Source organism: Ruegeria atlantica (genome assembly GCF_001458195.1).
GTDB lineage: Bacteria > Pseudomonadota > Alphaproteobacteria > Rhodobacterales > Rhodobacteraceae > Ruegeria > Ruegeria atlantica.
Map to the genome: position 1 here is coordinate 97691 of NZ_CYPU01000068.1, position 24790 is coordinate 122480.

At 58.2% G+C, this 24790-nt stretch carries 25 protein-coding genes; 18 read left to right on the top strand and 7 right to left on the bottom strand.

Going from position 1 to position 24790, the window contains the following annotated elements; translation table 11 throughout:
• From coaBC to RUA4292_RS17440, 3 genes are all read right to left on the bottom strand, one after another.
• Entirely contained in the window at positions 1-1197 is a 1197-nt protein-coding gene (gene coaBC / locus RUA4292_RS17430; protein WP_058278902.1) for a bifunctional phosphopantothenoylcysteine decarboxylase/phosphopantothenate--cysteine ligase CoaBC, read from the bottom strand.
• A 62-nt stretch (positions 1198-1259) separates the two neighbouring features.
• Positions 1260-2063, bottom strand: coding sequence for a ChaN family lipoprotein (locus RUA4292_RS17435; protein WP_058278749.1), 804 nt, complete (start codon positions 2061-2063; stop codon positions 1260-1262).
• Positions 2060-2938: an RNA polymerase factor sigma-32 gene (locus RUA4292_RS17440; RefSeq protein WP_058278750.1), complete on the bottom strand. Its 879-nt coding sequence runs from the start codon at positions 2936-2938 to the stop codon at positions 2060-2062. Before RUA4292_RS17440 ends, RUA4292_RS17435 begins: the two co-directional genes overlap by 4 nt.
• A 49-nt stretch (positions 2939-2987) precedes the next feature.
• Here RUA4292_RS17440 and cobU point away from each other — a divergent pair, with 49 nt between their 5' ends.
• The 4 genes from cobU to RUA4292_RS17460 are packed head-to-tail and all read left to right on the top strand — an operon-like array spanning position 2988 to position 6638.
• Positions 2988-3560, top strand: a complete 573-nt coding sequence (cobU, locus tag RUA4292_RS17445; RefSeq protein WP_058278751.1) for a bifunctional adenosylcobinamide kinase/adenosylcobinamide-phosphate guanylyltransferase — start codon at positions 2988-2990, stop codon at positions 3558-3560.
• On the top strand, positions 3557-4135 hold the full coding sequence (locus RUA4292_RS17450; RefSeq protein WP_058278752.1) for a histidine phosphatase family protein: 579 nt from the start codon (positions 3557-3559) through the stop codon (positions 4133-4135). The genes cobU and RUA4292_RS17450 overlap by 4 nt, the downstream gene beginning before the upstream one ends.
• A gap of 58 nt (positions 4136-4193) precedes the next feature.
• Positions 4194-5078 (top strand): glutathione S-transferase, encoded by an 885-nt coding sequence (locus RUA4292_RS17455; RefSeq protein ID WP_058278753.1) that lies wholly within the window; start codon positions 4194-4196, stop codon positions 5076-5078.
• Between the two features lie 45 nt (positions 5079-5123).
• A complete protein-coding gene (locus tag RUA4292_RS17460) occupies positions 5124-6638 on the top strand; it encodes a YifB family Mg chelatase-like AAA ATPase (protein ID WP_058278754.1) in 1515 nt (504 codons plus the stop codon).
• On the opposite strand, the gene gshB is transcribed toward RUA4292_RS17460, so the two are convergent.
• The 3 genes from gshB to rsmI form a co-directional block, all read right to left on the bottom strand.
• The gene (gene gshB / locus RUA4292_RS17465) at positions 6635-7567 is read right to left on the bottom strand and encodes a glutathione synthase (RefSeq protein WP_058278755.1); all 933 of its coding nucleotides are present in this window, start codon (positions 7565-7567) and stop codon (positions 6635-6637) included. The genes RUA4292_RS17460 and gshB overlap by 4 nt on opposite strands.
• 61 nt (positions 7568-7628) lie before the next feature.
• Positions 7629-8000, bottom strand: a complete 372-nt coding sequence (locus tag RUA4292_RS17470; RefSeq protein ID WP_058273496.1) for a YraN family protein — start codon at positions 7998-8000, stop codon at positions 7629-7631.
• A 1-nt stretch (position 8001) separates the two neighbouring features.
• Positions 8002-8859, bottom strand: a complete 858-nt coding sequence (gene rsmI / locus RUA4292_RS17475) for a 16S rRNA (cytidine(1402)-2'-O)-methyltransferase (protein ID WP_058278756.1) — start codon at positions 8857-8859, stop codon at positions 8002-8004.
• A gap of 88 nt (positions 8860-8947) precedes the next feature.
• On the opposite strand from rsmI, the gene RUA4292_RS17480 reads away from it, so the two are divergent.
• Genes RUA4292_RS17480 through murJ form a run of 3 tightly spaced genes read left to right on the top strand, consistent with a single transcriptional unit; the run spans position 8948 to position 14437 of the window.
• A complete protein-coding gene (locus tag RUA4292_RS17480) occupies positions 8948-10120 on the top strand; it encodes a penicillin-binding protein activator (protein WP_058278757.1) in 1173 nt (390 codons plus the stop codon).
• Between the two features lie 7 nt (positions 10121-10127).
• A complete protein-coding gene (locus tag RUA4292_RS17485) occupies positions 10128-12899 on the top strand; it encodes a [protein-PII] uridylyltransferase (protein ID WP_199520024.1) in 2772 nt (923 codons plus the stop codon).
• Positions 12896-14437 carry a murein biosynthesis integral membrane protein MurJ gene (gene murJ, locus RUA4292_RS17490; RefSeq protein ID WP_058278759.1) on the top strand — a complete coding sequence of 514 codons (1542 nt, stop codon included), beginning with the start codon at positions 12896-12898 and terminating at the stop codon, positions 14435-14437. The genes RUA4292_RS17485 and murJ overlap by 4 nt, the downstream gene beginning before the upstream one ends.
• On the opposite strand, the gene RUA4292_RS17495 is transcribed toward murJ, so the two are convergent.
• The gene (locus tag RUA4292_RS17495) at positions 14438-15124 is read right to left on the bottom strand and encodes a rhomboid family intramembrane serine protease (RefSeq protein ID WP_058278760.1); all 687 of its coding nucleotides are present in this window, start codon (positions 15122-15124) and stop codon (positions 14438-14440) included. It abuts the gene before it with no gap.
• Positions 15125-15210: 86 nt separating this feature from the next.
• Here RUA4292_RS17495 and trpS point away from each other — a divergent pair, with 86 nt between their 5' ends.
• The 11 genes from trpS to RUA4292_RS17550 all read left to right on the top strand — a co-directional run bounded on the left by trpS (position 15211) and on the right by RUA4292_RS17550 (position 24747).
• The gene (gene trpS, locus RUA4292_RS17500; RefSeq protein WP_058278761.1) at positions 15211-16239 is read left to right on the top strand and encodes a tryptophan--tRNA ligase; all 1029 of its coding nucleotides are present in this window, start codon (positions 15211-15213) and stop codon (positions 16237-16239) included.
• Positions 16240-16298: 59 nt separating this feature from the next.
• Entirely contained in the window at positions 16299-17162 is an 864-nt protein-coding gene (locus RUA4292_RS17505) for a branched-chain amino acid aminotransferase (RefSeq protein WP_058278762.1), read from the top strand.
• 65 nt (positions 17163-17227) lie between these two features.
• Positions 17228-17683, top strand: coding sequence for a universal stress protein (locus RUA4292_RS17510; RefSeq protein WP_058273504.1), 456 nt, complete (start codon positions 17228-17230; stop codon positions 17681-17683).
• A 9-nt stretch (positions 17684-17692) separates the two neighbouring features.
• Positions 17693-18286: a 2-hydroxychromene-2-carboxylate isomerase gene (locus RUA4292_RS17515; RefSeq protein ID WP_058278763.1), complete on the top strand. Its 594-nt coding sequence runs from the start codon at positions 17693-17695 to the stop codon at positions 18284-18286.
• 69 nt (positions 18287-18355) lie between these two features.
• Positions 18356-18919, top strand: a complete 564-nt coding sequence (locus RUA4292_RS17520; RefSeq protein WP_058278764.1) for a NifU family protein — start codon at positions 18356-18358, stop codon at positions 18917-18919.
• The gene (gene tsaB / locus RUA4292_RS17525) at positions 18909-19493 is read left to right on the top strand and encodes a tRNA (adenosine(37)-N6)-threonylcarbamoyltransferase complex dimerization subunit type 1 TsaB (RefSeq protein WP_058278765.1); all 585 of its coding nucleotides are present in this window, start codon (positions 18909-18911) and stop codon (positions 19491-19493) included. Before RUA4292_RS17520 ends, tsaB begins: the two co-directional genes overlap by 11 nt.
• Positions 19493-19906, top strand: coding sequence for a GNAT family N-acetyltransferase (locus RUA4292_RS17530; RefSeq protein WP_058278766.1), 414 nt, complete (start codon positions 19493-19495; stop codon positions 19904-19906). The genes tsaB and RUA4292_RS17530 overlap by 1 nt, the downstream gene beginning before the upstream one ends.
• 159 nt (positions 19907-20065) lie before the next feature.
• Entirely contained in the window at positions 20066-21064 is a 999-nt protein-coding gene (locus RUA4292_RS17535) for a BMP family lipoprotein (protein ID WP_058278903.1), read from the top strand.
• Positions 21065-21153: 89 nt separating this feature from the next.
• Positions 21154-22683, top strand: a complete 1530-nt coding sequence (locus tag RUA4292_RS17540) for an ABC transporter ATP-binding protein (protein ID WP_058278767.1) — start codon at positions 21154-21156, stop codon at positions 22681-22683.
• A 1-nt stretch (position 22684) separates the two neighbouring features.
• A complete protein-coding gene (locus tag RUA4292_RS17545; protein ID WP_058278768.1) occupies positions 22685-23779 on the top strand; it encodes an ABC transporter permease in 1095 nt (364 codons plus the stop codon).
• Positions 23779-24747, top strand: coding sequence for an ABC transporter permease (locus tag RUA4292_RS17550; protein ID WP_058278769.1), 969 nt, complete (start codon positions 23779-23781; stop codon positions 24745-24747). The genes RUA4292_RS17545 and RUA4292_RS17550 overlap by 1 nt, the downstream gene beginning before the upstream one ends.
• The last annotated feature ends 43 nt before the right edge of the window (positions 24748-24790 follow it).

The following is a 24790-nucleotide window of genomic DNA, read 5'->3' on the forward strand; positions in this document are numbered from 1 at the left end:
TCAGCTTGTCAGAGCGTCGGCGATCTTTTGCGCCAGACGTTGCGCCACTGCATCCTTGTCCATGCGCGGCCATTCTTCGGCCCCTTCGTCCGAGATCAAGGTGACAGCGTTTTCTGATCCCCCCATGATGCCCGTCGCAGGGCTGACATCATTGGCAACGATCCAGTCACAGCCCTTGCGTGCCCGTTTCGCAGTGGCGTGTTCAAGCACGTTGTCAGTTTCTGCGGCGAAGCCAACCACCAAGGTCGGCCGCCCCGCATCCAGCCTGGACACGCGTTTGAGGATGTCGGGGTTCTCAGCAAACTCCAGCACCGGAAGACCATCGCGGCTTTTCTTCAGCTTCTTGTCTGAAGCCGCCGCCATGCGCCAATCCGCAACCGCAGCAGCAAACACACCCGCATCTACTGGCAGTGCAGCGTCGACCGCGTCAGACATCTGCTGCGCGGTTTCCACGCGAATAACCTGCATCCCTTCGGGCGGCGAAACATCGGCAGGGCCGGTAACAAAAACCACATCAGCGCCCAGCGCAGACAACGCCCGTGCCACCGCGGTGCCCTGCGCGCCCGAGGACCGGTTGGCGATGTAGCGCACAGGGTCGATCGGTTCATGTGTCGGGCCGGAGGTGACCAGAATACGCTTGCCCTTCAGCGGACCGTTGCCAAGTTGCGCCTCGACCGCGGCCACAATCTCAAGAGGCTCCGACATTCGACCTGGGCCGTACTCTCCACAAGCCATGTCACCCTCATTGGGTCCGACAAACCGGATGCCATCTGCTTGCAATTGCTTGAGGTTGCGCTGTGTTGACGGATGGTCCCACATGCGAACATTCATCGCCGGTGCGCACAAAACCGGGGTATCTGTCGCCATCAGCAGGGTCGAGGCCAGATCGTTGGCCAGCCCGGCCGCCATCTTTCCCATCATGTCCGCCGTTGCCGGTGCGACCACGATCAGATCGGCGGACCGTGACAGTTGAATATGGCCCATCGCGGCCTCATCCGTCAGGTCGAACAGATCGCGATAAACCTTCTCTCCGGCCAACGCCGAGACCGACAACGGGGTCACGAACTCTTCGGCCGCGCCTGTCAGAACCGGTGTTACAGAGGCACCACGTTCTTTCAGCCGCCGGATCAGATCCAGCGACTTATAGGCCGCAATTCCAGCGCCGATGATTAGAAGAATGCGTTTCGATGCCAGCATATTGTGCCCTTCCCGTCCCGGTCGGCCCGACATTAGGCAAGGCCAACGGACAGTTCCAGCGGTTAATTCTGTGTCTCAAACGCCAGACAAGGGTCTTCACGTTCGATGCCAGGGCTGTCGATCACTGCGTCGAACTCACCGTCAATGACGCCATCCTCGGACTGACCCAGCACGAAAACTTTCAAACCGGGGCGTAACCGGGACAGAAAGGTTGGAATCCCCCTGTCCTTACGGGAATGACCATTGCCGGTGATCACCGCAACCGGTCCGCCGGTATCCTCCACAGCGCGCAATATGGCCCTTGTCAGAACCGCATCCCGCAACCGTTGGATTGCGACCAGTTGTGGCAAGGCGGCCTCGGGTATGGCATTGCAATGGGCAGCGAGTTGATCAGCCTCACGCTCGGTCTGCTCAACCTTCGGCAATGGCACCGTCAATCCATAACGGGCAGCATCAGCACCCAGAGCCGTGGCGGCGCCACGTTCCATTGCCGCGCGCGGGACCATGGCACCGTAAACCGGCGCGTCTGAGGCCTGAAAGACCGGGTAATACATGCTAAGCGGCGGCCAGCCGGATTCGAGCCACTTCAGAATTCTGGCAAGCTCTTCCGGATCGGAAATGGCCTTGTCCGCCAATCTCTGAGCACCTTCTTCAGTCACCATTTCCCAGACAACCGCCGAGGGATTGATGGCCTTCAACGCCTCGGCCTGAATGATGTGGTGCAGCGGGTTGTCGTGAATTTCGCCTAATATGACGACGTCAGCAGACGTCATCGCAGACACAACGTCGTCGGGTATCAGCTCATCGGCATGGCCAGGGTTGGCCATAACCACCAGTGCACAAAGCAGAATCGCAAGATGTTTCATGCGATGAAGTGTTGCACCTCACGCGATTGGGCTTCAAGGTTCTTGCGCATTTTCACAAAAGCCGAAGCCTCAAGCTGACGCACCCGTTCTTTGGATAGGCTAAGTTCCTGCCCAAGGCTTTCCAGCGTTCGGGCGGGTTCGCGCAACTTTCGTTCGCGGACAATGAACCTCTCACGATCATTCAAAGCCTGCATTGCCGTCACCAGCCATTCCCGCAATTGCTGGGTATCGTGACTGTTTTCGACAGCTTCAGCGGCTTGTTCGCGCTCATCTTCCAGCGCGTCGATCCATTCCCGGCCGTCTTCATCTGCCGATTGAACGGCATTTAACGAGAAATCGGAGCCGGACAAACGACCTTCCATCATTTCCACGTCCCGCAGCGGAACGCCGATCTCTGCGGCAATCATCTGGTGCAATTGATGACGGTCCAGATCCATGCCATCAGACGCGGCCTCACGCTCTAGCCGGGCCTGCACACGTCGCATGTTGAAGAACAGGGATTTTTGCGAAGACGTGGACCCGGTGCGCACCATTGACCAGTTGCGCATCACATAGTCCTGAATGCTGGCCTTGATCCACCAGACCGCATAAGTCGAAAACCGCACGCCCCGGTCGGGGTCGAACTTGTCGGCAGCTTTCATCAATCCTAACCCGGCCTCCTGGATCAGATCATTCATCGGCGCCCCATAGCGTTTGAACTTGGCCGCCATCGAAATGGCCAGCCGCATATACGCCGTGATCAATCGGTGAAGGGCCTGTTCATCGCGGTCGTCCCGCCACGCATATGCCAACTTTAATTCGGTTTCCGCGTCCAGAAGCTCGGCTTTCATTGCCCTCCGGGACATCGAGAAGTCGTTCGTATTGTCCAGTGCCATTGAAATCTCCCCTTTTCACAGGCGCGGGCCGGGGTTGCTTTGCCGACCTATGAACGATACGCAAAGCAAAACCGGGTGGATCACATGGAAGGTAATTATCGTGAGTCCGGATTTAACCTTTGTGTTGGGCGGCGCGGCCTCGGGCAAGTCGGCTTTTGCCGAACATCTTGTTGTTTCATCAGGAAAAAAGAGAGTTTACCTGGCGACATCACAAGTGTTTGATGATGAGATGCGAGGTAAGGTTCAGCGCCATGTTTCCCAACGGGGCGAAGGCTGGAAGACAATTGAGGCACCGTTTGACCTTGGCCCGACATTGGCGGATTTGCCCCCAAACTCTGTCTGTCTGATCGACTGTGCCACCATGTGGCTGACCAATCACCTGCTTGCAGAAAACGATCTGGAACAGGCGCAAAGCGCGCTTTTGCAGTCACTACGCCTGTGTTCCTCACAGGTCGTCATCGTCTCGAACGAGGTTGGACACGGGATCGTCCCTGACAATGCACTATCCCGCCGGTTCCGCGAGGCGCAGGGGCAGCTGAACATCGCGTTGGCCGCCGAGGCCGATCTGGTGGTGCAGGTCACGGCTGGCCTACCGTTGGTATTGAAGGGGCGACTGGATTGACACGTCTGCATCTCGTGCGTCACGGTCCAACCCATGCCAAAACGATGGTTGGCTGGTCCGACCTGCCTGCTGACCTCAGCGATCGCGCCGCCGTTGCCCGGTTGCATGACCACCTGCCTGCGGACGCTATCTTTGTTTCCTCTGACCTGAGCCGCGCCGCCGATACTGCATTGGCCATTCAAGGCACACGGCGGCGGCTGCAACATCAGTCTGCGCTGCGCGAAATCAATTTCGGCACTTGGGAGCTGCGCGCCTTCAAAGAGATTGAGGCTGAAGACCCCGAACTTGCCTTTGCATATTGGGACAACACCGGCGATGTGCGCCCCCCAAACGGGGAAAGCTGGAACGAGGTCCGCGCACGCGTCGACGCAGCCGTTGACCAGTTGATCCAACAACACACAGGATGCGATCTGGTGGTGGTGGCGCATTTTGGCGTGATCCTAACCCAGGTCCAAAGGGCGCTCGACGTTGACGCGCAAGAGGTTTTTGGCCATCGCATCGACAACCTTTCGGTTACCGAAATCACGCATCACGGCGATCGCTGGTCTGTCGGACGGATCAATCATCTTCCGTGATGCAACCGCGCACAAATCACTGATTTACGGAATGGAACGGCCGCGCCATCCTAGCCGCATGACTTTTGATTTGTTTATCGGAGACCGCCTGTTTTCCAGCTGGTCCATGCGCGGGTGGCTGATGCTGGAAAAGTTCGGCCTGCCCTATCGTTCCCACATGATCGGCCTCTATTCCGGCACCATGGCCGAGGATATGAAACCCCTCGCGCCGGCCCGCCTTGTCCCGGCCCTGCGATTGCCCGACGGCACCGTGGTTGGGGAAAGTCTGGCGATGGCGGAAACCCTTGCCGAATTGCATCCCGAAGCGGGGCTTTGGCCCAAAGACCCCGCCGCGCGCGCCACCGCGCGGTGGCTTTGCACCGAAATGGTAGCCGGGTTTAGCGCATTGCGCGGGCAGTGTCCGATGCAGCTCAAACAGTGCTGGCAGGGGTTCACTCCGTCGACCGAAACACGCGCCGATCTTGCAAGGATCCAGACCTTGTGGGCCCATGCCCGTGATGTGTCTGGCGCGGACTCCGGTCCTTTGTTTGGCCACTATTCCCTTGCGGACGTGTTCTATACGCCGGTCGCGGCACGGATGATTGGCTATGGCTTGCCGATCGCTGATGCCAATCGCGACTACTGCATTGATTTGCTGTCGGATGTTTCTGTCCGCCAGTGGCGTGCGATGGGGCTGACGGTCAACTACGACCCTTTTCCATACCCCATGGATCTGCCATCAGAGCCTTGGCCAATTGCCGGTACTTCGCAAGCAAAAGCGGTAGATGGTACTAAGTCGAACAACGACGCCTGCCCTTATTCCGGCAAAGCTGTCACCGCAGTTCTCGAACTGAATGGCCTGCGCTGGGGGTTCTGCAACCGGTTCTGCCGTGACAAAACAGTCGCTGATCCCGGTGCATGGCCAAAATTCACCGAGATGACCCGCGCCATTAACGATTCTTAAACCGCGGCTGTGGCAGCAACGACCTGTTAACCAAAAAGGTCATTCATGGTTGCCCGCGCCCACACAGTTGCTTTTCAAGGGGTCGATGCCCGCCCGGTCGAGGTGCAGTGCGCCGTCTCGCCGGGCCTACCCACATTTTCCATCGTCGGCTTGCCCGACAAAGCCGTGTCCGAGGCGAGAGACCGCGTCCGCAGCGCGCTGAGCTCGATGGCCATCGCGTTGCCGTCAAAACGGATCACTATCAACCTGTCGCCTGCCGACCTACCCAAAGAAGGCAGCCATTTCGACCTGCCTATAGCTGTTGCATTGCTGTCCGCGTTAGAGATCATTCCGCGGGACGCCGCCGAAGGTTCGGTTTCGCTGGGCGAGTTATCTTTGGATGGCTCACTAGTGCCTGTGGTCGGTGCCCTACCCGCTGCAATGACTGCGGCGGCTGAGGATCGGGCCTTGCTCTGCCCCCGTGCCTCTAGTGCCGAGGCTGCTTGGGTTGATGCAACACAGGTGATCGGCGCTGGGTCGCTTGGGGACGTGGTGCGGCATTTCTCTGGCCAGTCTCCGCTATCCGCCGCACAGCCCGGCGAAGTCACACTTGAGCCCAGCGCGCGTGACCTGCGCGACGTCAAAGGGCAAGAACGTGCAAAGCGCGCCCTGGAAATCGCCGCAGCAGGTCGGCACCATCTGATCATGACCGGCACACCCGGTTCCGGCAAATCCATGCTGGCTGCACGCCTGCCCGGGATTTTACCGCCGCTGACACCGACCGAGGCGTTAGAAACTTCGATGATTCAGTCGTTGTGCGGGCTATTGGACGAAGGTGGGATCAGCCGCAGCCGCCCGTTTCGCGAACCTCATCACACGGCGTCCATGGCTGCGATCGTTGGTGGCGGCAGGGGGGCAAAGCCGGGCGAGATTTCACTGGCCCACAACGGCGTTCTGTTCATGGACGAGTTCCCGGAATTCCCACGCACGGTTCTAGAGACACTACGCCAGCCTATTGAAACTGGAGAGGTCATGGTCGCGCGTGCAAATGCCCATGTGAAATACCCCTGCCGGTTCATGCTGGTCGCGGCGGCCAACCCTTGCAAATGCGGCTACCTCACCAATCCCGGGCGCGCTTGTTCCCGCGCACCTGTTTGCGGAGAGGATTACCTGAGCCGAATCTCCGGGCCGTTGATGGACCGGTTTGATTTGCGGATTGAGGTGCCCCCGGTCAGATTCACCGATCTGGACCTACCACCCTCGGGTGACAGTTCCGCCACCGTTGCCGCGCGCGTCGAACAAGCCCGGTCGATTCAGGCAGAGCGGTTTTGCGATACACCGTCCACCCGTCAGAACGCCGATGTCGAGGGTAAATTGCTGGATGAAATCGCTGCCCCGGATGCTGAAGGCAAAGACCTGTTGCTGAAGGCAGCCGAGCGATTTGGCCTGTCTGCCCGCGCCTTTCACCGCATCCTGCGCGTAGCGCGTACTATCGCTGATCTGGACGGGGCGCCGGATGTCCGGCGCCCTCATATCGCCGAGGCGCTGAGCTTTCGTATCAGCGCCAAGGCGGCATCTTAAAGCTTGGCTTCAATCGCCTGCCAAATTTTTTCGGCGACGTTCACGCCGTTGAACCGCTCTAGCTCTTGAATGCCTGTTGGCGAGGTCACATTGATTTCCGTCAGGAAATCGCCGATCACGTCGATGCCGACAAATATCTGGCCTTTTTCCTTCAGCAGCGGTCCGATCGCGGCACAAATTTCCAGGTCGCGCTCGGACAGGCCAATCTTTTCGGGACGACCGCCTACATGCATGTTCGAACGTGTTTCGCCCGCGGCCGGTACGCGGTTGATCGCACCTACGGCTTCACCATCAACCAGAATCACACGTTTGTCGCCATTGCTGACATCCGGCAGGAATTTCTGAACAATCAAAGGCTCGCGCGAGAACCCGGTGAACAGCTCATGCAAAGAGGTCAGGTTGCGATCATTCGCGTCCAACCGGAAAACTCCGGCACCGCCATTGCCATAAAGCGGTTTGAGGATGACGTCGCCGTGCTTTTCCTTGAACGCCTTGATGGTCTGCAGATCCCGCGCAATCGTTGTGGGCGGCGTCAGATTCGGGAAATCCAGAACCAGTAGTTTTTCGGGGTAGTTCCGCACCCAGAACGGATCATTCACAACCAAAACTTGCCCCTTTAGACGGTCCAGCAAGTGGGTCGATGTGATGTAATGCATGTCAAACGGCGGGTCCTGACGCAGCCAGATCACGTCGAACTCTGCCAGGTCCACTTCACGTTCGGGGCCAAGTTCCGCCGGATTGCCCGCCACCCGTTGAACTTTCATGTCCTGACCGCGCGCGGTGATCCGCCCCTCTTGATAGGCCAGCTGATCCGGGCTGTAGAAAAACAGCGTATGTCCGCGCGCCTGCGCCTCTTCGGCCAGACGGAATGAGCTGTCGGCATTGATATCCACGGCCCCGATTGGGTCCATCTGAAAGGCGATTTTCATGGCGTGTCCCTCAGTTTCACGCCAGATACATGGCCCAGCCACGTCGGGGGTTCAATGGGGATCAGGCTAAACCGAAGGCGTTTTCGATAATTTGAACGGCGCCCGAGGCATCCACCAAAGCCGCGTCAAACCGCACATTGGTCAATTGCCCGTTTGGTTCGGTTTCCAGGAATTGGGCCGCCGATGCGCAGATCCTATCCATTTGGCGCCGATTGATCCGGGCGGCAGCGGCATCGAAACTGACACTTTTTTTCACTTCGACAAAGACAATCCCGTGAGCGTCGCGCGCAATAAGATCGATCTCCCCACCGGCGCCGCGCCAGCGGCGATTCAGGATGAAATAGCCGCGTTGTTCGTAATTTGACGCAACCTGCTGCTCCGCCGCCTGCCCGGCATGATAGGACACCGAACTTCGAACGGATCGTGCAGCCATGTCATCCCTTTCCCAATTTCAGAGCCTTCTGATAGATCGGGCGGCGCGGCAGCTTGTACATCTCTGATACCAGATCGGCCGCGTCGCGAACTGAATGGGTTTCCAAGGCTCGTTTCAACGCCTCTTCTACGTCGGATTCGTTAACAGTTTCTGAATGTCCGCGGTCCACGAGCAGAACAATTTCACCTTTGACTGTCTGCCCATGCAGGTTGGCCGCCAGTTCTTCCAACGTCCCGCGACGAACCTCTTCGAATTTCTTTGTCAGTTCGCGGCACATTGCGGCCTGACGGTCATTGCCTAGCACGGTTGCAAGATCCGACAAACACGCTGCTACGCGTTTCGGAGATTCGTAAAACACCAGTGTGCCCGGCACGTCCCGCAATACCTCGATCCGCGACCGGCGCGCGCCGGTCGCGTTCGGCAAGAAGCCCGCAAAAAAGAATGCATCTGTCGGCAGCCCGGCCAGTGTCAGCGCCATTAGCGCCGCTGACGGTCCCGGTGCGCAGGTCACCGTATGACCCGCTTCGGCGGCCTGCTTCCCCAAATCGTATCCCGGATCGGCGATCAGCGGCATTCCGGCCTCAGATGCATAAGCGACAGACTTCCCGTCCTGCAACGCATCAAGGATTTTGCCGCGCGCGCCGACGCCGCTGTGATCGTGATAGGCTAGGATTCGTCGCCCATCCAGCGGTACGCCGTGAATCTCCATCAACCGGCGCAAGCTGCGCGTGTCTTCGGCAGCAATGACGTCAGCCGAGGCCAGCACATCCAGCGCTCTGAGCGTTATATCGCGCGCCGCACCGATCGGAGTGGCAACAAAATACAGGCCCGCGCCCAATCTTACTTTTTGAAAATTCAAAGCTGGACCCTCACAGCGTGACGTTTATTATCGCGGCATAACAGATTGGTGGTACCCCAAGCCGCCGGGACAGGGAGTTTTCATTTAGATGTTTACCGTTTGCAAGCCCGTTCGCAAGCTGGCGAAATCCGCCGCGATCCTGGCAACCGCCGCATTCCTCGCGGCATGTGAGCCCGGCGGCCTTGGCGGAGGCCCGTCAATCAACACGTCCAAACCCGTTCCGGTCGCACTTTTGGTTCCGGCGGGATCGGGAAATTCCGGCGACGCCGAACTGGCGCGGAGCCTTGAGAACGCGGCGCGTCTGGCCATGGCTGATCTGCAGAATGTTAAGATTGATCTGCGCGTTTATGACACGCGGGGCAGCTCGAACACGGCCGCGACAGTGGCGCAACAAGCCGTCGCGGATGGGGCGAAGATCATCATTGGCCCGGTTTACGCGCAGGCGGCAAACTCGGCAGGTCTCTCCGTACTAAATAACAAGGTCAATGTGCTGTCCTTATCGAACAATACCAGCATTGCAGGTGGCAACGTCTTTGTTCTGGGCCCGACCTTTCAAAACACTGCGAACCGTTTGGTCAACTTTGCCGGTTCACAAGGCAAGACCAGCATGGTCATCGTCCACAGCAACGATGCAGCCGGGCAGCTTGGTCAATCAGCGATTGCAACTGCGCTTGCCAGCAGCCGCGTAGCGAACGCGGGTACGGTTGGCTATGACCGGTCCCAGCAAGGCGTCATCAATTCGGTTCCAACGATAAAGGCAACCGTGGATGCTGCTGGTGCGGATTCGGTGTTTCTGACGGCAACGACAGCTGGCGCACTGCCGCTGTATTCGCAGCTGTTGCCAGAAGCTGGTGTGTCGCCGGCCACTACCCAGTTCCTCGGCCTGACGCGCTGGGACATACCGGCACAGACGCTGGAGCTGCCGGGTGTTCAAGGGGGCTGGTTCGCCCTGCCCGACCCGGCAAAGGCGCAGGCGTACCGTCAGCGGTATAACAGCACCTATGGTGAGGCTCCGCACCCGATCAGCGGTCTGGCCTATGATGGCATTGCAGCGATTGCGGCTTTGGTGAGCCAGGGAAAATCCGACGCGCTGACCGCATCTGCCCTGACACAAAATGCCGGTTTCCAGGGCGTTGGCGGCATCTTCCGCCTGCGATCAGACGGCACGAATGAACGCGGTCTGGCCGTTGCCACGATCCAGAACAAACAGGTAGTAGTGATTGACTCCGCCCCTCAAAGCTTCTCTGGCGCCGGTTTCTGATCAGCCGATGCTGACGCTCACCCCCAAGGGTGAGTTGATCTGCCCGGCCGATGAAATTTTCGGCAGTACCACCATCCTGGCGCAACTGTCGGAAGCCTTTGAAAATATTCAAGACAATGCCGCGCGGCGGAATGAAACCGTGCGCATCCTACGCGATGCCCAAAAGGCTGGGCGCAAGACCATTTCGGATGCCTTCGCTAAACGCCCCTTTGACGCCAGACCTTTGACCCGGTCCTACACCTATTTGACCGACGGGTTGGTCTGCACAGCGATGCAAGTGGCCAGCACCTATCTACATCCGCTGGCAACCCCGACGCAGGGCGAAAAGATTGCGGTCCTTGCAGTTGGTGGATATGGCCGCGGCGAAATGGCCCCGGCTTCGGACGTCGATCTGCTTTTTTTGACGCCCTACAAGATCACCGCCTGGGCCGAGAGCGTCATCGAATCCATGCTCTACATGCTTTGGGATCTACGCCTGAAGGTTGGCCATTCATCCCGAACGATCAAGGATTGCCTGCGACTGGGCACCGAGGATTTCACCATCCGCACCGCCATGCTCGAGCAACGCTATCTGGCTGGGGACGCGGCCCTTGCCGAAGAACTTGATGACCGTCTGAAAACCGAGCTGTTCAAGGGCAGCGAGCGTCAATTCATCGAGGCTAAGCTGCAGGAACGTGACGAGCGCCACCACAAGCAGGGCGAGCGTTACATGGTCGAGCCCAATGTAAAAGAGGGCAAGGGTGGGCTGCGCGATCTTCAATCGCTCTACTGGATTGCAAAGTACATCTATGGCGTTCAGGACGTGGCTGAACTGGTCCCTCTGGGCCTGTTTGAACCCGAGGAATTCAGCACCTTTGTAGAGGCCGAAGAGTTTCTGTGGGCCGTGCGTTCACATCTGCATCTGCTGACCGGTCGTGCGACAGAACAGCTGACCTTCGACCTGCAGGTCGAGGTGGCCGACCGTATGGGTTATGAAGACAGGGCCGGGCGACGGGCTGTTGAAGTGTTCATGCAACGCTATTTCCGCGAGGCAACGCGCGTTGGTGAACTGACCCGGATATTCCTGACCAAACTCGAAGCGTCACACGTGAAAGGTGCCGCCCTACTGGAACGCATCTTTAGGCGTCGACCGCGTGTCAAAGCAGGGTACAAGGTCGTTCACGGTCGCTTGGATGTAGCGGACGCCAAGAAGTTTCTGTCCGACAAGCTGAACCTTCTGCGTCTGTTCGAGGAAGGTCTTCGCACTGGCATGCTGATCCACCCGGATGCGATGCGGCTGGTGACAGCCAACCTAAACCTCATCGACGACGACATGCGCCAAAACAAAGAGGCGCAGCGCATTTTTCTGGACCTGATGCTGAAACACGGCAACCCGGAACGCGCCCTGCGCCGCATGAACGAATTGGGAGTATTGTCGGCGTTTTTGCCAGAGTTCGAACACATCGTGGCGATGATGCAGTTCAACATGTATCACAGCTATACAGTGGACGAGCACACAATCCAGACCATCGTCAACTTAGCCCAGATTGAACGCGGTGAACTGGTTGAATCACTACCGCTGGCGTCATCGATCCTGAAACGCGGGGTTAATCGCAAGGTCCTCTACGTAGCATTGCTGCTGCACGATATCGCCAAGGGGCGGCCCGAGGACCATTCCATTCTGGGCGCTCAGATCGCGCGCAAGGTTGCTCCGCGCTTGGGTCTGAACAAATCAGACTCTGAAACCGTGGAATGGTTGGTACGATATCACCTATTGATGTCGGACATGGCGCAGAAACGCGACATCTCGGACCCGCGCACAGTGCGCGATTTTGCCAAGGCGGTTAAGACGGTCAAACGGTTGGATCTGCTCACGGTTCTGACCGTGTGTGACATTCGCGGCGTTGGGCCCAACACCTGGAACAACTGGAAGGCCACCCTGCTGCGCGCCTTGCACGCTGAAACCAAACGGGCGCTTGAAACCGGTATGGAAGATCTGAACCGGGCCAACCGTGGCGCAGAAGCCAAAAAGGCGCTGCGTTCGGCGCTTGACGATTGGTCGAAGGCTGACCTGAAGGCCGAAACAGGACGACACTATGCGCCATATTGGCAGGGCCTGAACCTGTCTACACATATTGAGTTCGCGAAAATGCTACGCGCTCTGGAACACAGCGGCGACCCCGGCGCGATGGAAATTCACCTGCACCCGGATGACGATCGCGACGCTACCCGCGCGTGTTTTGCCATGGCAGACCATCCAGGGATTTTCGCCCGCATCGCCGGCGCGCTTGCGTTGGTTGGGGCCAACGTGGTCGACGCCCGTAGCTATACCACCAAGGACGGGTACGTCACCGATGCGTTCTGGATTCAGGATGCCGAGGGCCACCCTTTTGAGGCCAGCCGATTACCGCGACTGACACAGATGATCCAAAAGACGCTCAAGGGCGAAGTCGTGGCGCGTGACGCTCTGAAATCGCGCGACAAGATCAAGAAACGCGAACGCGCCTTCAATGTGCCGACCCATATCATCTTCGATAATGACGGGTCCGAGATCTACACCATCATCGAGGTTGATACCCGCGACCGCCCGGGCCTGTTGTATGACCTGACCAGAACGCTGGCGGCGGCCAATGTCTATATCGCCAACGCCGTGATCGCGACCTATGGCGAACAGGTTGTCGATACGTTTTACGTCAAGGACATGTTCGGCCTGAAATACCATTCCGAAAGCAAGCAACGCGGTCTTGAGACCAAGCTGCGCAAAGCCATCACTGAAGGTGCGGAGCGCGCAATCTCATGAAACAGATCCGGTTGTTTTCAGGCCTGTTCACGGTCGGATTCTGGACTCTGGCCAGTCGAATTTTGGGATTTCTCCGAGAGATTCTGCTAACCGCCTATATCGGGCCCGGTCCGGTGATGGACGCCTTTGTTGCCGCTTTCCGCCTGCCCAACATGTTTCGTCGTTTCTTTGCCGAAGGTGCCTTCAACGCCGCCTTTGTACCGATGTTCTCGAAACGGTTGGAGGGCGTAGAAGACGCCGAAGGATTTGCTCAGGATGCCTTCAACCTGCTGGCGGCGGCCGTTTTGGCACTGGTTGGATTGGCGATGGTATTCATGCCTGGACTTGTTTGGCTGACCGCCGAAGGGTTCTATGGCGATGAACGCTTCGACATGGCTGTCGACTACGGTTACATCGTTTTTCCCTATATCCTGTTCATGTCACTGGCCGCGCTGTTTTCCGGCGTTCTGAATGCCACCGGTCGGTTCGCGGCTGCCGCTGCCGCGCCTGTCTTACTCAATATCTTTGCCTGTACTGCTTTGATCGCAGGCGCGCTGTCTGGCGGCGACGTAATCTGGTGGCTGATTACGGTCATTCCGCTGGCAGGGGTCGCGCAACTGGCGCTGGTTTGGGTGGCGACAGAACGTGCAGGTATTCGCATCCGTCCCGGCCTGCCCAAGCTCAGCCCGGAAATGCGACGCATGGTTCGCATTGCAGTGCCCGCCGCTTTGGCGATGGGCGTTACGCAGGTCAATCTGGTGGTTGGCCAGTTGGTCGCATCCAAAACCGAAAAGGCTGTCAGTTGGCTATTCGCAGCGGATCGGCTGTATCAATTGCCATTGGGCGTGGTCGGTATTGCGGTGGGGATCGTCCTGCTCCCAGATCTGTCCCGCCGCTTACGGGCCGGGGACAAGGACGGGGCGCGCAATGCCTATTCCCGCGCCGGAGAGTTCACACTGCTGCTGACCCTGCCGTCCACGGTTGCCTTTCTGATCATTCCAATACCTTTAGTGTCAGTCCTGTTCCAACGAGGCCAATTCAGCCCCGAGGACACGGCAGCCACTGCCTTGGCCGTAGCTATCTATGGAGTCGGCCTGCCCGCTTTCATGCTGCAAAAGCTGCTGCAGCCCTTGTTCTTCGCGCGCGAAGACACCCGCTCTCCGTTTCGCTATGCCGTAGTTGCTATGGTGATCAATGCCGGGCTGGCCTTTGGTCTTTACCCGTTGGTGGGGTGGATCGCACCGGCGATTGCGGCTTCGGCTGCCGGTTGGGCGATGGTTGCCTTGTTGGCGATTGGAGCGCGCCGTTTCGGCGATGAAGCACGGTTTGACGACCGGTTCAAACGACGTGCCTGGCGCGTCGTCGCGGCATCGCTGGGTATGGGCGTTGTGCTTTTCGCCGCCCTTCATATTTTTGGCTGGACCTTCCAGGTACCCGGATGGCGTTATCTGGCGCTGCTTGTCCTAATCATAGTTGCAGCTGCCGCCTACTTCTTACTCGGTCACCTCTTCAAAGCGTTCGAGCTGTCCGAATTCAGAAAAGCGCTGCGTCGATCCTGATCAGTCGCGGCGAATACGTCCCACGATCCGCGCCCATCCGCCGGGTGCCAGGAAAAACGACAGACCAAATCCGGTGGCAAACCCGCCCAGATCGGCAACCCAATCGGACGTGCCGCCAAACAAAAGTCCGAACACCAGCTGGATGCCCATCAAAACCGCGATCAGGCTGAAGGCACGGGACTGGTTTTCACCGACCAGTGACAACTTGCGCCACAGCAGCCATGTGAACGCGCCGATCAAACCGTAGACGGGCGGGAACCCTCCGACCAGCGGGTAATTTGGGTTCAGCAGCAGCGCATAGATCAACGCACCGCCAACCCCAGACACAACGAAAATGATCAGCATCTGCAGGCCACCGAACACTTCGGCCACCATTTTGCCCATGGCCAGAACAAAGACGCTGACGAACACCGCTTGCGTAAAGCTACCTGAGACGAACGGGTAGGTCACGAAACGGATCATGTGTTCAAATGGCCAGCGGCCGTTCTCGATCATCCAGTGAAAGATGTCCGGTGAAAATGAGTAGCTCTGCAAGGCATCCAGGCGCCAACCCACTGCGCCAGGTCCTCCGACCAGGCCGCGCGAACCCAGCGTAAACGCCAATTCGATCCCCATGATGAACAGGACCAACGCCACCACAACGGGCGGCAGAGGGTTCACGGCGGGTGTATAATGCTCACTGCTCATTGGGCTGGCCTTTCGCGGCTGTTGACGTCCCTTGACCTCATGGGTAAGCGACGGGGGCTGATTTTTCCAGACGGGAGTTCCCTTCGATGACCGAAACCAAGTTCACGCCGCGCGTGTTTTCCGGCATCCAGCCTTCGGGAAACCTGCACCTTGGCAACTACCTGGGTGCGCTCAAGCGTTTTGTGGATATGCAGGGCGAAGATTTCGAAACCATTTATTGCATGGTCGACCTGCACGCGATCACCGTCTGGCAAGACCCTGCCCGTCTGCGCGAAAAGACCCGCGAGGTTTGCGCCGGTTTCATCGCCGCCGGTCTGGACCCTGAAAAGTCCATCCTGTTCAACCAAAGCCAGGTGGCCGAGCACACGCAACTGGCGTGGATCTTCAATTGTATCGCCCGGATGGGTTGGATGCAGCGGATGACGCAGTTCAAGGACAAGGCGGGTAAGAATGCTCAGAACGCCTCGCTGGGTTTGTTTGCTTATCCGGCACTGATGGCAGCGGACATCCTGACCTACCACGCGACACATGTGCCGGTGGGCGAGGACCAGAAACAGCATCTGGAGCTGACTCGCGACATCGCGATCAAGTTCAACCATGACTATGGCGTGGATTTCTTTCCGGTGACCGAGCCGGTAATCGGTGGACCCGCGCCGCGCGTGATGAACCTGCGGGACGGCTCGCGGAAGATGTCGTCTTCGGACGCGTCCGATATGACCCGGATCAACATGACGGACGATGCCGACGAGATCGCCAAAAAGATCCGCAAGGCCAAGACCGACCCGGATGCCCTGCCTTCAGAAACCGACGGTCTGTCCGAACGTCCCGAGGCACGCAATCTGGTCAACATCTATGCTGCGCTCAGCGATCAAACGGCGGAACAGGTTTTGGCCGAAGTCGGCGGCAAACAATTCGGTGAATTCAAACCGATGCTCGCTGAGTTGGCGGTCGCCAAACTGTCGCCGATCTCAACCGAGATGGCGCGTCTGATGGGGGAAGAGGCCGAGATTGACCGGATTCTCGCACGCGGCGCGGAAAAGGCGCGGGCGATAGCGGCCCCGATCCTGCAACAGACCTACGACATCGTGGGTATGGTTGGCGCAAAACAAGGCTGATTGCGCTGGACCTTCCTGTGACGCCTTCCTAGGTTGCCCCAAGGGCAAAGGAGGGCGTCATGGCAGTCGGCAAAAATATCCGCACCTATTTTGATGGTCAGTGGCACAACGGGGACGCCCCGATCATGCGGGCGGCAGACCATGGCGCTTGGCTGGGGTCTTCGGTCTTTGACGGCGCGCGATTCTTCGACGGGCTGACCCCGGATTTGGTGGCCCATTGCGAACGGGTCAACCGCTCGGCCGAGGCGCTTTTACTGACCCCAACCGTGACGACCGAACAGATGGTCGAAATCGTCCGCGAAGGGCTGGATGGCTATGCCAAAGGTTCCGCCGTCTATATTCGGCCGATGTATTGGGGCATTGACGGTGACGCCACGGCCATTGTGCCTCAGCAGGACAGCACCGGATTTGCTATTTGTCTGGAAGAGATACCAATGGCACCGGAGACAGCTTCGGTTACGCTGACCACCACGCGGTTCCGCCGGCCGGTTCTGGAATCAGCCGTTGTGAATGCCAAAGCCGGATGCCTGTATCCCAACAACGCCCGAATGCTGAAAGAGGCAAAGTCCAAGGGGTTCTCGAACGCGCTGGTAGCGGATGCCTTGGGTCATGTGGCGGAAACCGCCACCGCAAACATCTTCATGGTTCGCGATGGCGAGGTATTCACCCCTACGCCCAATGGAACTTTTCTGGCTGGCATCACCCGAGCGCGACATATCAAAAACCTGCGCGCCGACGGCGTGACGGTCCACGAATCCGCCCTCAGCTTTGAAGATTTTCACAAGGCGGACGAGGTGTTTATGACCGGTAACATGAACAAGATAACGCCGGTCACCGCATTAGAAGGCACCCAATATCAGGTCGGACCGATTGCACGCCGCGCGCGCGAGCTTTATTGGGACTGGGCTGCAAGCACTCGGTAGTCATACGCCGTGTTGCCAGCCCGCATTTGGTCGGGCATGATCCCCCTAAATACACGAGGACACCCATGCGTAAGTTTCTAGTCATTCTGGATGACAGCCGTGAATGCCTTAACGCTATGCGTTTCGCTGCAATGCGTGCAGCCCATACCGGTGGAGGGGTAACGATCCTGTCCGTCATCCCACCCGATGAGTTCAATCACTGGATCGGTGTTGCCGAAACCATGCGCGAAGAGGCACGCGAACGCATTCATGCGCATTACGAAGTTTTCGCCAAATGGATGCGCGACAAACAAGGGATCGACCCCGAACTGTCCATTCGCGAAGGCGACCCTGTCCCTCAGATCATCGAACATGTCCAGTCAGACCCGGACATCGGCGTTCTGGTCCTGGGGGCTGGCATCGAAAAGAAAGGGCCTGGCCCCCTGGTAACGCAGCTGACCAAAAACTCGGGCAGCTTGCCGATTCCGATCACAATTGTGCCCGGCGACCTAAGCAAGGAAAAGCTGGAAGCCATCACCTGAGGCTATCCTATGCAACGCCGCGTCCAGTTCTGGTTCGAATTCGCATCGACCTATTCCTACCTCAGCGCCATGCGAATCGAGCAGGCTGCGGCACAGCACGACGTCGTCGTAGAATGGCATCCCTTTCTTCTTGGGCCCATTTTCGCGGCGCAGGGCTGGAACAATTCCCCGTTCAACATCTACCCGGCCAAAGGGCGCTATATGTGGCGCGATATGGAGCGTTTGACGGCGCAGCGCGGCCTGCCCTTCCGGCAGCCGGATCCGTTTCCGCAAAACGGCCTGAAGGCTGCGCGCCTCACGCTGGCTATTGAAGATCTGACCAACAGGGCGCGCTTCGTTCGGGCGGTCTATACAGCAGAATTTGCACAAGGTCGGAACGTGTCGGACGATGCGGTTCTGGTTGATTGCCTGAAATCCGCTGGCCTGCCTGAAAACCTTTTGGACAGAACACAAGACCCTGAGATCAAGTCTGCTTTGATCAAGCAGACTAAAACCGCTCAGGCCAAGGGGCTGTTTGGCGCGCCCAGTTTTCTGGTCGGTGAAGAACTATACTGGGGTGATGATCGGTTGGATGAAGCGATCCGGTTGGCAGTCAACATTTAGAATCGTTCCAAATCTTGACTTATCCGGCTCGGACCCGCATATCAGAAGCAACTGAAACGGAGCCGTGACATGTTCATCCAGACCGAATCCACGCCGAACCCTGCAACCTTGAAGTTTCTGCCCGGCCAGACCGTGCTGGAAGCGGGCACTGCGGATTTCCCATCGGCTGAAGCCGGTGAAAAATCACCATTGGCAAAACGGATTTTCGCGGTCAGCGGAGTAACGGGTGTATTCCTCGGCAATGACTTCGTGACCGTCACCAAGTCCGATGACGTCCAATGGGATCACATCAAACCCGCGATTCTGGGTGCGGTGATGGAGCATTATCAATCCGGCCAACCGGTCATCGGAGCTGGTGCAACAGCCGCATCGGGCCATGCTGAGCACACTGGCGAAGATGCCGAAGTCGTTAATCAAATCAAAGACTTGCTGGATAGCCGCGTCCGTCCAGCGGTTGCGCAAGATGGTGGCGACATCACGTTCCACGGCTTTGACCGGGGCGTTGTCTACCTGCACATGCAGGGTGCTTGCGCGGGTTGCCCATCTTCGACCCTGACGTTGAAAATGGGTATCGAAAACCTGCTGCGCCACTACATCCCCGAAGTGACCGAGGTTCGCCCTGTTGCCGTCTGACCCCATTATTTTGGCGTTTGATACATCGGCCGCGCATTGCGCGGCCGCTTTGTTGTGCGGCAACCGGATCGTGACTTCGCGCATCGAAGCCATGTCACGCGGTCAAGCCGAACGTCTTATGCCGTTGCTGGAAGAGGTTCTGGCAGATGCCGGATATGGGTGGAAAGACCTGTCCGCGATCGGTGTCGGCGTCGGACCCGGAAACTTTACCGGCATCCGAATCTCGGTTTCTGCGGCGCGCGGCCTTGCCCTGGGGCTTGGCGTTCCAGCGGTAGGCGTGTCCGGGTTCGACGCATTGGCCGATATGTCTATGGACGCTCTGCCCGCGATCCGCGCCCCACGTGATCAGGTTTACGTGGCGTTGCCGGACCAAAGTCCGATGCTTATGCCTCAAATTGAGGCAGAATCACTTGGCCCCCTGATCCTGAATGACGACCCGGATGCGCAAATCCGCGCAATTGCCCGGATCGCCGGGCAAAAGTGGCAGGCCAACACCGCGCAGCCAGCTCCACTCTATGTTCGGCCTGCGGATGCGGCCCCTTCCAAAGACACCCCCCCGGTTTTGCTGGACTGATGACTCCCGAGGATTTTGCCACAACACACGCGGCGGCATTTGCCCGGTCACGGTCGTGGGCTGCGGTCGAATTCTCGGATCTTCTGAACAATCGATTCATCCATACCGTTGGAAATACTCAATCTTTCGCGCTATTCCAGGTGATCGGCGATGAAGCGGAATTGCTGACGATCGCCACGCATCCGGACGTTCAGCGACAGGGCTTAGCCCGAAATTGCATGCATGAATGGCACACGAAGGCAAAGGCTTTGGGGGCAACGCGCGCTGTTCTGGACGTCGCTGCAGATAACTTGCCGGCCATCGCGCTGTATGAACACAGTGGTTATCGCGCCTGTGGAGTGCGCAAGGGGTATTACCTGCGCGAAAACAATCGGAAAATCGACGCTATCGTGATGGAATCCGCGCTGGATTGACCGTCAGAGATAAATTTTTTCGACCAAATGGTCAAAAATCTGTTGACCACGGTGGTTGCAAACGTCCTTAATTCCCGCCATCACAACAGTTATGCTCGCTCACAGTGGGTGAACGGGGCTATCTTCGCCCCGACCGATAATAACAAACGGGAGTATAAAATGACCCTGATGAAATCCTTGATGGGTGCCACCACCGCAGTCGCACTTACGGCTGGCGCTGCGCTGGCAGATCCTGCCCTGATCTTTGATCTTGGTGGCAAGTTTGACAAATCCTTCAACGAAGCCGCCCACAATGGCGCCTCGCGTTGGGCCGAAGAAACAGGCGGCAGCTATAACGAGATCGAGATCCAGTCCGAAGCACAGCGCGAGCAAGCTCTGCGCCGTTTCGCTGAATCCGGCTCGAACCCAATCATCACGATGGGTTTTGGCATGGCTGATCCGCTGTCCGCCGTGGCCGCCGATTACCCGGACACCAAATTCGTTGCGGTTGACGTCACCTGGCTGGACATCCCCAACATCCGCCAAATCGGTTTTGCCGAACATGAAGGGTCATATCTGGTTGGCATGATGGCCGCGATGGCATCGGAATCCGGCACGGTCGGCTTTATCGGTGGCATGGATATCCCGCTGATCCGCCACTTTGGCTGCGGTTATGCGCAGGGTGCCAAGGCTGTAAACCCTGACATCAATATTGTTGCCAACATGACCGGTACCACTCCGGCAGCATGGAACGACCCGGTGAAGGGTTCGGAACTAACCAAAGCACAGATCAGCCAGGGCGCTGATGTGATCTATGCGGCCGCTGGCGGCACCGGTGTTGGCGTACTGCAGACCGCGGCAGACGAAGGCATCCTGTCGATCGGCGTGGACAGCAACCAGAACCACCTGCACCCGGGTAAGGTTCTCACCTCGATGCTGAAACGCGTTGATGTTGCCGTTTATGACGCGATGTCAGCGGGCGAAGACCTGGAAACCGGCGTGTTCCAGATGGGGTTGGCCGAAGAAGGTGTTGGCGTCGCCATGGATGACAACAACGCACCTCTGGTCTCGGACGAGATGAAGGGCGCAGTCGACAAAGCGCGTCAGGACATCATCGACGGTAACGTCTCTGTTGTCAGCTATTATGAGAACGACAGCTGCCCGGCACTGCAGTTCTGATATCGCGCAAGGCGGGGGTACAACCTCCGCCTTGCCCCCGACTCTGCCGCGTATGACACCGCGGCCCTTTCGGCAATTGAGGACAAGACATGACCGTCCCCGCCATTGAGCTCAAAGGGATATCCAAAGCCTTTGGGCCGGTTCAGGCCAATAAAGACATTTCTATCAGCGTCGCCCCCGGTACGATCCATGGGATCATCGGTGAAAACGGTGCGGGCAAATCCACGCTGATGAGCATCCTCTACGGCTTTTACAAAGCCGATAAAGGTGAAATCTGGATTAACGGCAACAAGACCGACATTCCTGACAGCCAGGCGGCCATTGCTGCCGGGATCGGGATGGTGTTCCAACATTTCAAACTGGTTGAGAACTTCACCGTTCTGGAAAACATCGTTCTCGGTGCCGAGGACGGCGGGCTGCTGGCCCCGTCCTTGTCCAAAGCGCGCAAAGAACTGAAAGCGCTGGAAGAGGAATACGAGCTGTTCGTAGATCCCGACAAGCGCATCGACGAGATTGGCGTCGGAATGCAGCAAAGGGTCGAGATCCTGAAAGCCCTGTATCGCAAGGCAGAGATTTTGATCCTGGACGAACCCACCGGAGTTCTGACCCCGTCCGAGGCTGACCAGCTTTTCCGCATCCTTGACCGCCTGCGGGCCGAAGGGAAGACGATCATCGTGATCACGCACAAGCTGCGCGAAATCATGGAAAACACCGATACGGTTTCGGTCATGCGGCGCGGTCAGATGACGGCGACGGTGAAAACAGCCGACACCAGCCCCGAGGAGCTGGCCGAGCTGATGGTGGGCCGCAAGGTGCTGCTGCAGGTCGACAAAGTACCTGCACAACCCGGTAAGCCCGTTTTGAAAATTGAAAAGCTCAGCGTTTTCGATTCGGCCGGGGTCGAACGGGTCAAGGGTATCGACCTGACCGTTCGGGCTGGTGAAATCGTCGGTATCGCTGGCGTGGCCGGAAATGGCCAATCGGAACTCCTGGAAGTTCTGGGCGGCATGCGTCCGGGTCAGGGTTCGATCAAACTGAACGGTGCCCCGCTGGCGCTTAGCGGTCCGGGATCGGACGGTCAGGCCCGTCGCGCCCAGCATATTGCGCATGTTCCCGAGGACCGTCAGCGCGAAGGTCTTGTGATGGACTTCCACGCTTGGGAAAACGTGGCCTTTGGCTATCACCGTGATCCTGCCTATCAGAGCGGGATATTCATGAACAACGCCGCCCTGCGCGCGGATACCGAGCGCAAGATCGAAAAATTCGACGTCCGTCCACCCGATGCGTGGCTTACTGCCAAAAGCTTCTCGGGCGGGAACCAACAAAAGATTGTTGTCGCGCGCGAAATTGAACGGAATCCGGATCTTCTATTGGTCGGGCAACCAACGCGCGGCGTCGACATCGGCGCGATCGAGTTCATTCACAAGCAGATCGTTGCGCTACGCGATCAGGGTAAGGCAATCCTGCTGGTCTCGGTCGAGTTGGAAGAAATCTTCTCGCTATCGGATCGCATCGCTGTGATGTTTGACGGACATGTCATGGGCGAAAGACTGCCCCATGAAACAGATGAAAAAGAACTTGGCCTGTTGATGGCCGGTGTTGCGGGAGAGGCCGCGTAACATGGAAAAGATGCCCAAATGGGCCGATGTGGTGCTGATCCCGCTGATCAGTCTGATATTGGCCGCAATCTTGTCCGCCTTGGTCATTCTGGCCATCGGTGAAAACCCAATCGAAGCGGTGAAACTGATGGTGACCGGTGCGCTCGGGTCGACCTACGGTTGGGGGTATACGCTGTATTACGCCACCAACTTTATGTTCACAGGGTTGGCTGTGGCCGTCGCCTTCCACGCCCGGCTGTTCAACATCGGGGGCGAAGGTCAGGCTATGCTGGGCGGGCTGGGCGTTGCCATGGTATGCCTTTACATCCCGTGGCCGCATTGGAGCATTGCGCTGTTGGCGGCTTGCGCAGGTTCGATGCTGTTTGGCGCCGCATGGGCCGCCATTCCGGCCTATCTACAGGCCAAGCGCGGCAGCCACATCGTGATCACTACGATCATGTTCAACTTTATTGCGGCGGCATTCCTGAACTACGTGTTGGTCAATCTTATGCGACCACCGGGCGCGCAAGACCCCTCGTCTGCGAGTTTCCCCGAGGCCGTTCACCTACCCACTTTTCAGTCGATGTTCTCAACCGCCGAAAACGTGGTGTTCAAAGGGACCCCTGTTAATATCACCTTCTTCATCGCGGTATTGGCCTGTTTTGTCGTCTGGGCACTGATCTGGCGGACAAGGTTGGGCTATGAAATCCGGTCCTACGGCAAGACCGAAACCGGCGCTGTCTATGCAGGCATTTCGCCGGTGCGGATCACGATCATTGCGATGCTGATTTCGGGCGCGTTGGCGGGGCTGATGGCCATCAATAACGTGATGGGCGAGGCCGAACGCCTAGTTTTGAACGCAACTGAAGGCGCAGGTTTCATCGGCATCGCTGTGGCCCTGATGGGCCGGTCGCACCCGTTTGGTGTATTCCTTGCGGCGATCCTGTTCGGGTTTCTCTACCAGGGCGGTGCAGAATTGGCTTTCTGGACGTCGATCCCGCGCGAACTGATCGTAGTCATTCAGGCCCTGGTGATCCTGTTCACCGGAGCATTGGACAACATGGTCCGGATGCCGCTTGAAAAGCTGTTCCTGAGCCTGCGGAAGGGAGCGCAGTGATGGAGTTCTTCATTACCTTCATCCAGGTCCTGGACTCGACCATCCGTCTGGCCACACCGCTATTGCTGGCTTGTCTGGCTGGGCTCTATTCCGAACGTGCAGGCATTTTCGACATCGGTCTGGAAGGCAAGATGCTGATGGCAGCCTTCTTCTCGGCAGCCGTCGCGGCTGTGACCGGGTCGGTCTGGTTGGGGCTGCTAGCAGGGATTGCCTCTTCTCTTGTTCTTTCCGGGCTTCACGGCTTGGCTTCAATCACCTTCCGGGGCAACCAGTTGATATCCGGGGTCGCAATCAACTTCCTTGCGGCAGGTATGACGGTCCTTGTCGCGCAAAGCTGGTTCGAACAGGGCGGGCGCACGCCATCGTTGTTTGGCGGCGGCCGTTTCACACCTATCAATTTTCCCTTTGCCGAGTCGCTGAGCGGGGTGCCGATCATCGGGCCGATCTACTCCGAGTTGCTCTCGGGTCATTCAATCCTGGTCTATGTCGCGTTCCTGATGGTTCCGGCAACATGGTGGATTCTGTATCGCACACGGTTCGGCCTGCGCCTCCGCGCTGTGGGTGAAAACCCCGCTGCCGTGGACACTGCCGGTGTCTCGGTCGTTGGCTTACGCTACGCCGCTGTTGCCATCTGTGGCGTGCTGTGTGGCATCGCCGGGGCGTATCTGGCTACTGCGTTGCAGGCCGGGTTCGTCAAGGACATGACCGCGGGCCGTGGGTTCATCGCACTGGCGGCCCTGATCTTTGCAAAATGGCGGCCTTGGCATGCCATGGGAGCATGCCTTTTGTTCGGATTGCTGCAAGCCATCGCACTGCGTTTCCAGAACATCGATCTGGGCGGCGTGGTTATCCCTGTGCAGGCAATGGATGCCCTGCCCTACGTCCTCACCGTGGTCATTCTGGCTGGCTTTGTCGGCAAGGCTGTCCCGCCCCGCGCCGGTGGTGAGCCTTACGTGAAAGAGCGCTGATAAGTCCAGTTTCGGACTCAGTTCAGTCCTGTTCGCTGCAGAG

Coding starts and splice junctions, on each gene's coding strand:
- murJ (WP_058278759.1), top strand. CDS start 12,896: ATGAAACAGATCCGGTTGTTTTCAGGCCTGTTCACGGTCGGATTCTGG.
- cobU (WP_058278751.1), top strand. CDS start 2,988: ATGAACGATACGCAAAGCAAAACCGGGTGGATCACATGGAAGGTAATT.
- gshB (WP_058278755.1), bottom strand. CDS start 7,567: ATGAAAATCGCCTTTCAGATGGACCCAATCGGGGCCGTGGATATCAAT.
- RUA4292_RS17495 (WP_058278760.1), bottom strand. CDS start 15,124: ATGAGCAGTGAGCATTATACACCCGCCGTGAACCCTCTGCCGCCCGTT.
- RUA4292_RS17485 (WP_199520024.1), top strand. CDS start 10,128: ATGCTGACGCTCACCCCCAAGGGTGAGTTGATCTGCCCGGCCGATGAA.
- RUA4292_RS17455 (WP_058278753.1), top strand. CDS start 4,194: ATGACTTTTGATTTGTTTATCGGAGACCGCCTGTTTTCCAGCTGGTCC.
- RUA4292_RS17550 (WP_058278769.1), top strand. CDS start 23,779: ATGGAGTTCTTCATTACCTTCATCCAGGTCCTGGACTCGACCATCCGT.
- trpS (WP_058278761.1), top strand. CDS start 15,211: ATGACCGAAACCAAGTTCACGCCGCGCGTGTTTTCCGGCATCCAGCCT.
- RUA4292_RS17510 (WP_058273504.1), top strand. CDS start 17,228: ATGCGTAAGTTTCTAGTCATTCTGGATGACAGCCGTGAATGCCTTAAC.
- RUA4292_RS17535 (WP_058278903.1), top strand. CDS start 20,066: ATGACCCTGATGAAATCCTTGATGGGTGCCACCACCGCAGTCGCACTT.
- coaBC (WP_058278902.1), bottom strand. CDS start 1,197: ATGCTGGCATCGAAACGCATTCTTCTAATCATCGGCGCTGGAATTGCG.
- RUA4292_RS17460 (WP_058278754.1), top strand. CDS start 5,124: ATGGTTGCCCGCGCCCACACAGTTGCTTTTCAAGGGGTCGATGCCCGC.
- RUA4292_RS17530 (WP_058278766.1), top strand. CDS start 19,493: ATGACTCCCGAGGATTTTGCCACAACACACGCGGCGGCATTTGCCCGG.
- RUA4292_RS17435 (WP_058278749.1), bottom strand. CDS start 2,063: ATGAAACATCTTGCGATTCTGCTTTGTGCACTGGTGGTTATGGCCAAC.
- RUA4292_RS17505 (WP_058278762.1), top strand. CDS start 16,299: ATGGCAGTCGGCAAAAATATCCGCACCTATTTTGATGGTCAGTGGCAC.
- RUA4292_RS17520 (WP_058278764.1), top strand. CDS start 18,356: ATGTTCATCCAGACCGAATCCACGCCGAACCCTGCAACCTTGAAGTTT.
- RUA4292_RS17480 (WP_058278757.1), top strand. CDS start 8,948: ATGTTTACCGTTTGCAAGCCCGTTCGCAAGCTGGCGAAATCCGCCGCG.
- RUA4292_RS17545 (WP_058278768.1), top strand. CDS start 22,685: ATGGAAAAGATGCCCAAATGGGCCGATGTGGTGCTGATCCCGCTGATC.
- RUA4292_RS17540 (WP_058278767.1), top strand. CDS start 21,154: ATGACCGTCCCCGCCATTGAGCTCAAAGGGATATCCAAAGCCTTTGGG.
- RUA4292_RS17515 (WP_058278763.1), top strand. CDS start 17,693: ATGCAACGCCGCGTCCAGTTCTGGTTCGAATTCGCATCGACCTATTCC.
- RUA4292_RS17470 (WP_058273496.1), bottom strand. CDS start 8,000: ATGGCTGCACGATCCGTTCGAAGTTCGGTGTCCTATCATGCCGGGCAG.
- RUA4292_RS17440 (WP_058278750.1), bottom strand. CDS start 2,938: ATGGCACTGGACAATACGAACGACTTCTCGATGTCCCGGAGGGCAATG.